This window comes from Pseudomonas imperatae (assembly GCF_057128625.1).
Map to the genome: position 1 here is coordinate 25,929 of NZ_JBSKHP010000031.1, position 12,898 is coordinate 38,826.

Genomic DNA, 12,898 nt, shown 5'->3' on the forward strand with positions numbered 1-12,898 from the left:
AGTGGGGGCTGGCCCGGGATTTGCTTTGTATCAGCCAGGTAGCCAACGGCGGTTGCCCCCACATTGAACGACAAAGACGTCGCACACCCTCTCGCCCTGGCGAGCCGGGTTGCGGCGTTTTTTCGTTTTCGGCCCCTGCTGCCCCCTGTCGAGGTGTTCGATGAGCACAAGCTTCTGGAAATCCGGCCATGCCCCTACGCTGTTCGCCGCCTTCCTGTATTTCGATCTGAGCTTCATGGTCTGGTACCTGCTGGGCCCGTTGGCCGTGCAGATCGCCAACGACCTGCAATTGACCACCCAGCAACGCGGCCTGATCGTCGCCACGCCGATCCTTGCCGGGGCCATCCTGCGCCTGGTGATGGGCGTGCTGGTGGATCGCCTGTCGCCCAAGACCGCTGGCCTGATCGGCCAGTGTACGGTGATCGTGGCGCTGTTCTGCGCCTGGCATTTCGGCATCCACAGCTACGAGCAGGCGTTGCTGCTGGGCGTGGGCCTGGGCGTGGCGGGTGCCTCGTTCGCAGTGTCGCTGCCGCTGGCCTCGCAGTGGTACCCCGCCCAGCACCAGGGCAAGGCGATGGGCATCGCCGGGGCCGGCAACTCGGGCACGGTGTTTGCCGCGTTGTTCGCGCCGGCGCTGGCCGCGGCGTTCGGCTGGAACAACGTGTTCGGTTTCGCCCTGCTGCCACTGCTGGCCGTGTTGCTGGCGTTCAGCCTGCTGGCCCGCAACGCCCCGCAACGGCCCAAGCCCAAGGCCGTGGCGGATTACCTCAAGGCCCTGGGCGACCGTGACAGCTGGTGGTTCATGTTCTTCTACAGCGTGACGTTCGGCGGCTTCATCGGCCTGGCCAGCGCCCTGCCCGGCTATTTCAACGACCAGTACGGCCTGAGCCCGGTGACGGCGGGCTACTACACCGCCGCCTGCGTGTTCGGCGGCAGCATGATGCGGCCCCTGGGTGGTGCACTGGCCGACCGCTTTGGCGGCATCCGCAGCCTGCTGGCGATGTACAGCGTGGCCGCGATCTGCATCGCCGCCGTGGGCTTCCACCTGGGTAATTCCTACGCGGCGCTGGCGCTGTTCGTCGGCGCCATGCTCGGCCTGGGCGCCGGCAACGGTGCGGTGTTCCAGCTGGTGCCGCAACGGTTCCGCCTGGAGATCGGCGTGATGACCGGCCTGGTGGGCATGGCCGGCGGCATCGGCGGCTTCCTGCTGGCCGCAGGTTTGGGGGCGATCAAGCAGCACACCGGCGACTACCAGTGGGGCCTGTGGCTGTTCGCCGCCCTGGCGGTGGTGGCCTGGTTCGGCCTGCACGGGGTCAAGCGCCGCTGGCGCACCACCTGGGGCTCGGCCGCCGTTACTGCGGCGCGGGTCTGACCATGCCCTTGCAATTGAGCTGTGCCCAGGCCAGCGCCTGCGGGCCACGCGCGGAAAACCAGGATGCCCTGCGCCTGGTCACCCCGGCGCCGGAACTGGCTGCCAGCAAGGGCTACCTGTTCGCCCTGGCCGACGGCGTCAGCCAGTGCGCCGACGGCGGCCTGGCGGCGCGCGCCACGCTGCAGGCCCTGGCCCTGGATTACTACGCCACGCCGCAGACCTGGGGCGTGGCCCAGTCCCTGGACCGCCTGCTCAGCGCCCAGAACCGCTGGCTACAAGCCAACGGCGGCGGCCAGCCGCTGCTGACCACCCTCAGCGCCGTGGTGCTGCGCGGCCAGCGCTTCACCCTCGCCCATGTCGGCGATTGCCGGGTGTACCGCTGGCAACCGGGCCAGTTGCGGCAGATCAGCGAAGACCATGTGTGGGAGTCGGCGGGCATGGAGCACGTGCTGACCCGCGCCTTGGGCCTGGACCGGCACCTGGTGGTGGACTATCAGGAGGGTGAACTGCAGGACGACGAAGTGTTCCTGCTGCTCAGCGACGGCGTGTGGGCGACCCTGGGCAACACCCAGATTGCCGCGGTGCTGGCCGACCACGTGGGCCACCTCGACCAGGCGGCCCAGACCCTGGTGAGCGCCGCCCACCTGGCCGGCAGCCAGGACAACGCCAGCGCCCTGCTGGTACGTATCGACAAACGTGGCGCCGACAACCTTGGCGACACCTTGCACCAGCTGCGGCAATGGCCGCTGCCGCGCACGCTCAAGCCCGGCCAGGTGTTCGAGGGCTGGACGGTGGTGGCGCCATTGGCCCAGAGCCGGCAATCGCTGCTGTACCGGGTCGAGGACAGCCAGGGCCAACGCTGGCTGCTGAAGACCCTGCCGGCCGAACGCCACGACGAGGCGGGTGCGCAGCAGGCGCTGCTGATGGAGGAATGGTTCCTGCGCCGCGTGGCCGGCCGCCACTTCCCCCAGGTGCACGCCCTGCCCGGCCGCCAGCACCTGTACTACGTGATGCGTGACTACCCCGGCCAAATCCTGGCCCAGTCTCTGGCCCAACAGGGGCCGCTGCCCCTGGCGCAATGGCAGGCGGTTACCCAGGGCCTGTTGCGGGCGCTGGGGGCGCTGCACCGGCGCAACATCATCCACCGTGACATCAAGCCGGAGAACCTGCTGCTGGGCGACGACGGCGAGCTGCGCCTGCTGGACTTCGGCCTGGCGTACAGCCCCGGCCTGTCCAGCGACAGCCCCAACGTTCTGCCCGGCACCCCGAGCTACCTGGCGCCGGAGTGTTTCAGCGGCGCGCCACCGTCGCCACAACAGGACCTGTACGCCGCAGGCGTATGCCTGTACCAGCTATTGACCGGCCACTACCCCTACGGCGAAATCGAGGCCTTCCAGCACCCGCGCTTCGGCGTCCCGGCCAATGCCCACCGCTACCGCCCCGACGTGCCCGACTGGCTGGACGCCATGCTGGCGCGCAGCGTGACGGCCGACCCGACGCAGCGCTTCGAGACGGCAGAGGAATGGCTGCTGGTGCTGGAACAGGGTGAAAGGCAGGGCCTGCAACCGCGTGCCTTGCCGTTGCTGCAGCGTGAACCGCTGAGGGTGTGGCGGGGGTTGGCGCTGGGGTCGCTGCTGGTGAACCTGGTGTTGCTGGTGTGGGTGTTGCAGCACGCTTGACGCCAGCTGCGCGGCGAGCCGGACGCAGCCTGCGGCAGCTGCTACGGGGATGCGCGGAACCTGCAGGCGAAAAAAAACCCGGCCTAGGCCGGGTTTTTTTCAAGCTTTATCCAATTACTTGGATTGAGCTTCTACTTCAGCTTCTACGCGACGGTTAGTAGCGCGGCCAGCGTCAGTCGAGTTGTCAGCGACTGGACGGGTTTTGCCGTAGCCGATCGAGTCAACACGGTTGCCTTGCACGCCGTACTGGTTGACCAGTACGTTTTTAACGGCCAGGGCACGACGCTCAGACAGCTTCTGGTTGTAGGCGTCTGGACCGACGTTGTCGGTGTGGCCTTCAACACGAGTAGTGGTCTGTGGGTACTGCTTCATGAAGTCAGCCAGGTTCTTGATGTCAGCATAGCTGTTTGGCTTGACGACCGACTTGTTGAAGTCGAATTTCACGTCCAGCTGAACGCGAACGACTTCTGGAGCTGGAGCTGGAGCTGGCTCTTCAGCAACTGGAGCTGGAGCTGGTGCTGGAGCAGGAGCCGGAGCCTTGCCGCCGTTACCGCCGAAGTTCACACCCAGGCCGATGGTAGGAGCGTAGTCCCACTTGCCGTTGTCCAGTTTGTAGTCAGCATCGATACCGGCACGAGCGTACAGGTTGTCGGTGATGTACCACTTGGCGCCAGCGCCGATGGTAGCGAAGGTGGAGCTGTCGCGACCGCTGTGGCCGTCAGCTTGCACGTTGCTCAGGCTCTGGTGAGCGAAGCCACCGGAAACGTACGGACGAATGGCGTCGCCGACAGTACCGAAGTGGTACATGGCGGTCAGGGAGCCAGTGTCACCGTGGATTTTCTGGCTGCCAGTACCATCGTTCGAACGAGTGTAGTTGGTCTTGCCGTAGCCCAGGATGACTTCAACGTCGTCGGTCAGGAAGTAGCCCAGCGAAGCGCCGGCAGTACGGCCGTCTTCGACGTGCTTGACGCTGTCGTTGTAGTTCTTCTGGTAGAAGGCTTCACCTTCGACCGCGCCTTGGCCTTGTGCCAAAGCGCCGAAAGAAGTTGCGGCAACAAGAGAACCAATGGCAATGCCTAAGGTGTTTTTCAGTTTCATCCGTTAAATCCCCATCTGGTGATTGTTAAGCAGTACCCCCTTACACGGGGGACAACTCGGCGGCCAGTCTAGCAGAACTAGCCCCCACGTTAGAGATATTTGCACCGAACTAAGTTTCGGCGATACCTGCAAATTTCTCACGTAGCTTGTCGAGCGCACGTTTGTATCGCATTTTCGTCGCGCTCAAACCCATGTGCATGATGTCCGCGATCTCTTGAAACTCAAGCTCTGCGACGAATCGAAGCACAAGTATTTCTCGGTCGATCGGGTTGACATGTATCAGCCAACGATCCAATCCACCACGCTCCTCCGGTTTCGGCGCCTTCTCTTCGGATGCCTCCTCGAGCGGGTCGAGGCTCAATGCATCCATGAGGCGGCGCTTGCGCCGTTCCTTACGGTACTGCGTGATACATTCGTTGTAGGTGATGCTGTAGAGCCAGGTCTTGAACTTCGATTTACCCTCGAAATTCTTCAGACCGTACAACACCTTCAACATCACCTCCTGACAGACATCGTCAGCATCACGATCGTTCCCTAAATATCTCGCACACACGTTGAACAGGGTTCGCTGATAGCGCCTCATCAGCTCTTCGTAGGCACGGGTGACGTGAAAAAGCTCCACATGCGAACGCGCCACCAGCTCCTCGTCTGTGAGCGTGCGGGGGTCGTAACGCAGGGGCAACGAATGAACTTTATTCAAAACAAGTCGGGCCGACAGTCAGGTCAATATCCACCATGGCCCGACACCCGGGCCATTTTGCGGCGGCATACAGTAGCAGAATTTGCCGGCTCAGCGGCTACTAACCCGCTGCTCCAAGAGGATCCGATTCGACAGGGAAACCAATTCCCCGTCGTCGGTCAGCACCGTCGTCTTGACCGTGCCGATCTCCTCGATCTGGCCTTCAACCTCTCCAATTCGCACTTGTTGCCCCACCTGGTACAACTCCCGCACGTAAATTCCTGCCAGGATCTGCCCGGCGATTTCCTTGCTGCCGAGGCCCATGGCCAATGCAACGGCCAGACCAACGGTAATCAAAACAATGACGATGACGTGGTTCAGCAGGTCGGTCTTGACCTCGAGCTGGCTAATGGCCACCGAGATACTGATGACAATGACCAGCCACTGCGCCACTCGCCCAAGCCCTGCCGAGTAGTCCAGCCCCACGCCTTCGGCCGCGCCGCGCACCAGGCCGTTCACCAGTTGCGCCAGCAGCACGCCGACCAACAGCACCAGCGCGCCACCGAAAACCTTCGGCAAATAGAGCGCCAGCATGTCGAGCGTAGCTGAAACTCGCTGCAAGCCAAGGGACTCGGCCGCAGAAACCAGGAAAATCAGCAACACGAACCAGTAGACGATCTTGCCCACCAGGGTGGAAATCGGCACCTGGATGCCACCGCGGCTCATCAGCTTGGTCAACCCGGTGCCTGCCATCAGGCGGTCCAGGCCCAGCTTGGCCAGCAGCTTGGACAACAGGGTATCGAGCAGCTTGGCCACGACAAAGCCCAGCAGCAGCACCACCAACGCACCGAACAGGTTGGGGATGAAATTCGCGACCTTCGTCCAGAGTGCGGTCATGGCCGTCACCAGGCTCTGAGTCCAGAGATCAAGTTGCATAGTCAATCAGCCTTATCAGCAGTGGGTTTGCGTCGCGAGACTGGCGCCACATGACCCGATCCATTTTCCACGGCGATCATGAAGGCCTGCAGCCAACGGCCCATCAGGCTGAACAGATCGCCGGCGCCGACTTGCCGATTGGCAGTCTTGAGGACACGCCCCAGGCAGGCGTCGTCATCCCGCCCTGGGGAGGAAGACGCCTTGAGCATGTCACGCAGTGATTCTTCAAACGGATCGTGCATACGCACCTCACGAATTATCAGTCAAAGACGAGAGCTGTCGCAGGCGGGTCACATCGATCCGGCAGGCATATGCAACCATATGTGTCCTGAACGGCGCCTAAACCCAACGCAATCGACGAAACAGCCACCATTGCCCCACGCCCAGCAGCACCATCAGCGTGCACGCCACCAGGAAGCCATACGGGCTGGTGTTCAGCGGAATGCCACCGACGTTGATACCCAGCAGCCCGGTCAGGAAACTCATGGGCAGGAAGATACAGGTGATGATGCCGAAACGGTACATGGTGCGGTTCATGCGCTCGTTCAGGCGCCGGTCTTCCGCCTCCAGCACCAGGCCCACACGCTCGCGGGTCAGCTCCAGCTCTTCGAGGTAACGGGTCAGGCTGTTGTTCAGTTCGTTCCAGTAGTCCGCGTCATCGTCGACGAACCACGGCAATTTGTTGCGCGACAGCTGGCCGAAGATTTCCCGCTGCGGCGCCAGGAAACGCCGCAGCCCGGCGGCGCGCCGGCGAATCTGCAGGATGCTGCCGTGCTCGGGCGTGTATTGCTCGTCGGCGTCGATCTTGTCTTCCTCGTCGTCGACCACCTCGCTCAGCTCGCCCACCAGGGTCTGCACCTTTTCGGTGAGGTACTGGGCCAGGTAGAGGATGAGTTCGGAAGAGGTACGCGGGCCACGGCCCTGCTGCAGCAGCACCATCAGTTCGTCGGTGGCGCGCAGCGGGCGCAGGCGCAGGGAGATCACCCGGCGGGCTTCGGCGAAGATACGCACCGAGACCATGTCCTCGGGCTCGGCACCGGGGTTGAGGTTGACGCCGCGCAGGAACAGCAGCAGCTGGTCATCGGGCAACGGCAGCAGCCGCGGCCGGGTGTTTTCCTCCAGCAGCAGGTCACAGCTGAACTCGTTCAGCCCGCTGTCGTTGCGCAACCACGCCTGGGTTTGCGGATGGCCACGGTCCCAGTGCAGCCAAAGGCTTTCCTGCGGTTCCAGTACCAGCTCATCCAACTGCGCGCGGGCGATCTGCCGCGCACCACCTTTACCGTCGAGCACCAGGGCCTGCACCAGGCCCCACTGCGCGTTTTCTTCCTCGAACATCCACACCCCGATGATTGATTGCGAACCGCTTAACTCGGCATTTTCAATGCGCTGGGGGACACGATAACGCCATTGTTGTCGGCGTAGATGAATTCTCCCGGCTTGAACGTGACACCGGCGAAGGTCACCGGCACGTTCAGGTCGCCCAGGCCACGCTTTTCCGTACGCAGCGGGTGGCTGGCCAGGGCCTGCACGCCGACGTCGGTCTGGGCGATAGCGTCGACGTCGCGGATGCAACCGTAGATCACCAGCCCTTCCCAACCGCTCTTGGCGGCCTTGTCCGCCAGCATGTCGCCCAGCAACGCGCAGCGCAGCGAGCCGCCGCCATCCACTACCAGCACCTTGCCCTTGCCGTTCAACTCCACCTGGGCCTTGACCAGGGAGTTGTCCTCGAAGCACTTGATGGTGACGATTTCGCCACCGAAGGAATCGCGCCCGCCGAAGTTGCTGAACATGGGTTCCAGCACCTTGACCAGCTCGGGGTAGGCATCGCACAAATCGGGAGTGAGGTAATGCATGGGGTAACTCCTGTCAGCTCAAGACACGGTCGATCGAAAAGGCGACCGCTACTGTAGGAACGAGCCGGCCTGCCCTGCGTTTACACCCTGCGTGCGTCGTTGCCAACGCACGCGCAATCGACATAGCTTAGCCGCCCCACCGCTGACCGTGAAGTCACGCACCCACGGGCACTTCCTGCGCCTGCGCCAGCAACGGCGCGTGGGGGTTGTGCAGCCAACGCCCCACCAGCGGCCAGACCTCGGCCTGGGCGGCCTTGCTGACCAGCATCTCGACGTGGCCGAAGTTGTCGGCGAAGCCGTGGTCGCGGCCCAGTTGCACGAACTGGCGCTGGTCGCCACCAAAGGCCTCGAACAGCTTGCGGCAGGCCCACGGCGGGTCCTGGTGGTCAGCGCTGGCGGTCACTGCCAGCAACGGCACCTGCACCTCGGCCAGGCCCGCCCACCAGTCTTGCTTGCCGTCGCCAAAGCGGCCGAACAGGCCATACCAGCGCATGGCCTCCAGGGCCAGGCCGATGGGCTCGTCCTCGGGGCCGCGCTTGAGGCGCGAGCCGGAAATATGGGCGAAACGCTTGAGCAGCAGGCGCGCGCTCCACTCCACCGGTGGCATTTTCAGCGGCCAGTAGGTGCGGCTGACCTGGCAGCCGAACAACGCTGCCGAGGCGACGTTGTCCTGCGGCAGGTAACCACCGCCCAGGGCGGCCGCCAGGCTGATGCCGCCCAGGGAATGGCCGATCCAGTGCGGCGCGCGGCCGGTCTGCTCCTGCACGAACGCGCCGATCACCGGCAGGTCGTAGCGGGCGTAGTCGGCGACGCGGTTGCGGGCGTAGTCCAGGTTGCGCGGCGACAGGCCGTGGCCGCGCATTTCCGGAATCCACACGTCAAACCCTTCGCGCACCAGCCAGGCCCCCAGGCCGATGCCGCGGGGCGACACCCAGAAGCGCCGGTTGGAAAAGCTGCCGTGCAGCAGGATGACGGGCACGCCGCCAGGTTGCGCCTGGTCGGCCAGGCCCAGGCGGGTCACGGCCAATTCAACGCTGGCATCCGGGCTGTTGGCAGCCTTGATGCGATAGACGTCTTCGCTCAGGTCGCCACGGCGCTCGGCGCTGAGCAAGGCGACCGGGAAGAGATTGCTGCTGCTTTGCATAAGACTTCTTGTACAGAAAATAAACGGAAGATCAAAAACACCCGTAGCAGCTGCCGAAGGCTGCGTCGCTGTTTGCAAAGCGACGCAGCCTTCGGCAGCTGCTACGGGTGAGTGGGGCTTGCGCCCCTTGCAGCTATTACGCGGCGCCCTGGCCCTCGGCCAGGAAGAACCAGGTTTCCAGCACGGAATCCGGGTTCAGCGACACGCTTTCGATGCCCTGCTCCATCAGCCACTTGGCCAGGTCAGGGTGGTCCGAGGGGCCCTGGCCGCAGATGCCGATGTACTTGCCGGCCTTGTTGCAGGCGGCAATGGCACTGGCCAGCAGCTTCTTGACCGCCGGGTTACGCTCGTCGAACAGGTGCGCGATGATACCCGAATCGCGGTCCAGGCCCAGGGTCAGCTGGGTCATGTCGTTGGAGCCGATGGAGAAGCCGTCGAAGAATTCCAGGAACTCATCGGCCATCAGCGCGTTGGACGGCAACTCGCACATCATGATCACGCGCAGGCCATTGACACCACGGCCCAGGCCGTTCTCGGCCAGCAGGTCGACCACCTGGCTCGCCTCACCCAGGGTGCGCACGAACGGCACCATGATCTCGACGTTGGTCAGGCCCATGTCGTTGCGCACGCGCTTGAGGGCGCGGCATTCGAGCTCGAAGCACTCGCGGAACGACTCGCTGATGTAGCGCGAGGCGCCACGGAAGCCCAGCATCGGGTTTTCTTCTTCCGGCTCGTACAGCTTGCCGCCGATCAGGTTGGCGTATTCGTTGGACTTGAAGTCCGACAGGCGCACGATGACCTTTTTCGGCCAGAACGCGGCGGCCAGGGTGCTGATGCCCTCGACCAGCTTGTCGACATAGAAGTCCACGGGGGCGCTGTAACCGGCGATGCGCTTGTCGACGCTGTCCTTGATATCGGCTGGCAGGCCGTCATAGTTCAGCAGCGCCTTGGGGTGCACGCCGATCATGCGGTTGATGATGAATTCCAGGCGCGCCAAGCCGACACCGGCGTTGGGCAGCTGGGCGAAGTCGAAGGCGCGGTCGGGGTTGCCGACGTTCATCATGATCTTGAACGGCAACTCGGGCATGGCGTCCACCGAGTTCTTCTTGATGTCGAAGCCCAGTTCGCCCTCGAAGATGTAGCCGGTGTCGCCTTCGGCGCAGGACACGGTCACGCCCTGGCCGTCGACCAGCAGTTGGGTGGCGTTGCCGCAACCCACGACGGCTGGAATGCCCAGCTCACGGGCAATGATGGCCGCGTGGCAGGTACGCCCGCCACGGTTGGTGACGATGGCGCTGGCGCGCTTCATCACCGGTTCCCAGTCCGGGTCGGTCATGTCGGAGACCAGCACGTCGCCTGGCTGGACCTTGTCCATCTCGGACACGTCCTTGATGATGCGCACGCGGCCGGCGCCGATGCGCTGGCCGATGGCACGGCCTTCCACCAGCACGGTGCCCTTCTCTTTCAGCAGGTAGCGCTCCATGACGTTGGCCTGGGCGCGGCTTTTCACGGTTTCCGGGCGCGCCTGCACGATGTACAGCTTGCCGTCGTCACCGTCCTGGGCCCATTCGATGTCCATCGGGCACTGGTAGTGCTTCTCGATGATCATGGCCTGCTTGGCCAGCTCGCTGACCTGCGCGTCGGTAAGGCAGAAGCGCGCGCGGTCGGCCTTGTCGACGTCGACGGTCTGCACCGACTTGCCGGCCTTGGCCTCGGCGCCGTAGATCATCTTGATGGCCTTGCTGCCCAGGTTGCGGCGCAGGATGGCCGGGCGGCCCGCTTCCAGGGTGTGCTTGTGCACGTAGAATTCGTCAGGGTTGACCGCACCCTGCACCACGGTTTCGCCCAGGCCGTAGGCGCCGGTGATGAACACCACGTCGCGGAAGCCCGATTCGGTGTCCAGGGTGAACATCACGCCGGCGGTGCCGGTTTCCGAACGCACCATGCGCTGCACGCCGGCCGACAGGGCCACCAGCTTGTGGTCGAAGCCCTGGTGCACGCGGTAGGAAATGGCGCGGTCGTTGAACAGCGAGGCGAACACTTCCTTGGCCGCGCGAATGACGTTGTCGACGCCGCGGATGTTCAGGAAAGTCTCCTGCTGGCCGGCGAACGAGGCGTCGGGCAGGTCTTCGGCGGTAGCGGAGGAACGCACGGCCACGGCGATGTCCGGGTTGCCCTTGGACAGTTCGGCGAAGTGGGCGCGAATCTCGGTGTTCAGTTGTTCGGGGAACTCGGCGTCCATGATCCACTGGCGGATCTGCGCGCCGGTCTTGGCCAGGGCATTCACGTCATCCACGTCCAGGGCGTCCAGCGCCGCATGGATCTGAGCGTTCAGGCCGCTCTGTTCGAGAAAATCGCGGTAAGCCTGAGCCGTAGTGGCAAAGCCACCGGGTACCGATACGCCGGCACCGGCAAGGTTGCTGATCATCTCGCCAAGGGATGCGTTCTTGCCCCCCACATGCTCAACATCGTGTTTGCCGAGCTTATCGAGGGAAACTACGTACTCTACCAAGGTGATCTCTCCACTAACTGTGTTGGAAAAGCTCAGGACCCGTACAGCTCCCGATTGGGAGGGTGCCGAGTGTTTATGGCCTGGACCCGGAAAATAAGTGAGAATGCCAGGCAATCAAGGCCGGCAAATCCGGCCTATCATATCCAAGAATCGTCACCAGCTTAAGGCCCAAGGCGCAAATGAAACGATCTGCTTTCTTTATCTCCGACGGCACGGGTATCACCGCCGAAACGCTGGGGCAGAGCCTGCTGGCTCAATTTGAGAACATTACGTTCAACAAGTTCACGCGCCCCTACATCGACAGCGTCGACAAAGCCCGGACGATGGTCAAGCAGATAAACGATTCAGCCGACCGCGACGGCGTGCGACCAATCATTTTCGATACCATCGTCAACCAGGAAATCCGCGAGGTGCTGGCCACCTCCAACGGTTTCATGATCGACATCTTCTCCACCTTCCTGGCCCCGCTGGAGCAGGAATTGAGCGCCCATTCGTCCTATTCGGTGGGCAAATCCCATTCCATCGGGCACAACTCCAACTACATGGAGCGCATCGAGGCGGTGAATTTCGCCCTGGACAACGACGACGGCGCGCGCACGCACTACTACGACAAGGCTGACTTGATTCTGGTCGGTGTTTCCCGTTGCGGCAAGACGCCAACGTGCCTGTACATGGCAATGCAGTTCGGTATTCGCGCAGCCAACTACCCGCTGACCGAGGACGACATGGAGCGCCTGCAGCTGCCGGCAGCCCTCAAGGCCCACCAGCACAAGCTGTTCGGCCTGACCATCGACCCCGACCGGCTGACCGCGATCCGCCACGAACGCAAGCCCAACAGCCGCTATTCGAGCTTCGCCCAGTGCGAATTCGAGGTGCGCGAGGTGGAAAACCTGTTCCGCCGCGAAAACATCCCCAATATCAATTCAACCCATTTCTCGGTTGAAGAGATTTCCGCCAAGATCCTTGTAGAGAAAGGCGTGGAGCGCCGGTTCAAATAACCCCGACCCCGCACCCCGTTCGCTGGCGCCATGAAACCATCATGCTAGAATGCGCCGCCCGCGCCGTGGGTGCTGATTTCCGGGAACCATGACCATCAAGCCTCTGCACCGCCTGATCTGCCTGCTGTTCGTCCCAGGCCTTGCCACGGCCGCCGAAAAGACCACCTACGGCCTCAACGAATACGCACGCCTGGACGATATCGACCTGCAGGTGGCCGCCAAGCTCGACACCGGCGCCAAGACCGCCTCGCTCAGCGCCCGCGACATCAAGCGTTTCAAGCGCGACGGCGAGTCCTGGGTGCGCTTCTACCTGGCCATCGACTCGGCCCACAGCCACCCCATCGAGCGCCCCCTGGCGCGTGTCACCCATATCAAGCGCCGCGCCGGCGACTACGACGCCGACGCTGGCCAGCACTACACCGCCCGCCCGGTCATTACCCTGGCCGTGTGCATGGGCCAGGAAGAACGTGACATCGAGGTCAACCTCACCGACCGCAGCGCGTTCCAGTACCCGCTGCTGATCGGCAGCGACGCGCTCACACATTTCAATGCGCTGGTCGACCCCAGTCTAAAATATGCCGCCGGCAAGCCTGCCTGCCGCAACGCTCCTACCGCAGAGTAATCCCG

At 63.4% G+C, this 12,898-nt stretch carries 12 protein-coding genes; 4 read left to right on the forward strand and 8 right to left on the reverse strand.

The window, feature by feature from the left end; translation table 11 throughout:
• Window positions 1–160: 160 nt before the first annotated feature.
• Window positions 161–1,372 carry a nitrate/nitrite transporter gene (locus ACWKWX_RS28000; protein ID WP_416423326.1) on the forward strand — a complete coding sequence of 404 codons (1,212 nt, stop codon included), beginning with the start codon at window positions 161–163 and terminating at the stop codon, window positions 1,370–1,372.
• A 2-nt stretch (window positions 1,373–1,374) separates the two neighbouring features.
• Window positions 1,375–3,051, forward strand: coding sequence for a bifunctional protein-serine/threonine kinase/phosphatase (locus ACWKWX_RS28005; RefSeq protein WP_483829489.1), 1,677 nt, complete (start codon window positions 1,375–1,377; stop codon window positions 3,049–3,051).
• A gap of 114 nt (window positions 3,052–3,165) precedes the next feature.
• On the opposite strand, the gene ACWKWX_RS28010 is transcribed toward ACWKWX_RS28005, so the two are convergent.
• The 8 genes from ACWKWX_RS28010 to ppsA all read right to left on the reverse strand — a co-directional run bounded on the left by ACWKWX_RS28010 (window position 3,166) and on the right by ppsA (window position 11,273).
• A complete protein-coding gene (locus ACWKWX_RS28010; protein ID WP_416423324.1) occupies window positions 3,166–4,149 on the reverse strand; it encodes an OmpA family protein in 984 nt (327 codons plus the stop codon).
• 109 nt (window positions 4,150–4,258) lie between these two features.
• Entirely contained in the window at window positions 4,259–4,849 is a 591-nt protein-coding gene (gene sigX, locus ACWKWX_RS28015) for an RNA polymerase sigma factor SigX (RefSeq protein WP_008368464.1), read from the reverse strand.
• Window positions 4,850–4,939: 90 nt separating this feature from the next.
• Complete coding sequence (locus tag ACWKWX_RS28020) at window positions 4,940–5,764, reverse strand: mechanosensitive ion channel family protein (protein ID WP_416423323.1); 825 nt, start codon at window positions 5,762–5,764, stop codon at window positions 4,940–4,942.
• Between the two features lie 2 nt (window positions 5,765–5,766).
• Window positions 5,767–6,012, reverse strand: coding sequence for a CrfX protein (locus ACWKWX_RS28025; RefSeq protein WP_416423322.1), 246 nt, complete (start codon window positions 6,010–6,012; stop codon window positions 5,767–5,769).
• A 91-nt stretch (window positions 6,013–6,103) separates the two neighbouring features.
• The gene (locus ACWKWX_RS28030; RefSeq protein WP_416423321.1) at window positions 6,104–7,099 is read right to left on the reverse strand and encodes a zinc transporter ZntB; all 996 of its coding nucleotides are present in this window, start codon (window positions 7,097–7,099) and stop codon (window positions 6,104–6,106) included.
• Window positions 7,100–7,128: 29 nt separating this feature from the next.
• The gene (gene rraA, locus ACWKWX_RS28035) at window positions 7,129–7,617 is read right to left on the reverse strand and encodes a ribonuclease E activity regulator RraA (RefSeq protein WP_416423320.1); all 489 of its coding nucleotides are present in this window, start codon (window positions 7,615–7,617) and stop codon (window positions 7,129–7,131) included.
• 154 nt (window positions 7,618–7,771) lie between these two features.
• Entirely contained in the window at window positions 7,772–8,761 is a 990-nt protein-coding gene (locus ACWKWX_RS28040) for an alpha/beta fold hydrolase (protein WP_416423319.1), read from the reverse strand.
• Window positions 8,762–8,897: 136 nt separating this feature from the next.
• Complete coding sequence (gene ppsA / locus ACWKWX_RS28045) at window positions 8,898–11,273, reverse strand: phosphoenolpyruvate synthase (protein ID WP_476302170.1); 2,376 nt, start codon at window positions 11,271–11,273, stop codon at window positions 8,898–8,900.
• Between the two features lie 179 nt (window positions 11,274–11,452).
• Here ppsA and ppsR point away from each other — a divergent pair, with 179 nt between their 5' ends.
• Entirely contained in the window at window positions 11,453–12,271 is an 819-nt protein-coding gene (gene ppsR, locus ACWKWX_RS28050) for a posphoenolpyruvate synthetase regulatory kinase/phosphorylase PpsR (RefSeq protein WP_416423317.1), read from the forward strand.
• Between the two features lie 88 nt (window positions 12,272–12,359).
• Window positions 12,360–12,893 carry a retropepsin-like aspartic peptidase RloA gene (rloA, locus tag ACWKWX_RS28055; protein ID WP_416423316.1) on the forward strand — a complete coding sequence of 178 codons (534 nt, stop codon included), beginning with the start codon at window positions 12,360–12,362 and terminating at the stop codon, window positions 12,891–12,893.
• Window positions 12,894–12,898 lie beyond the last annotated feature (5 nt).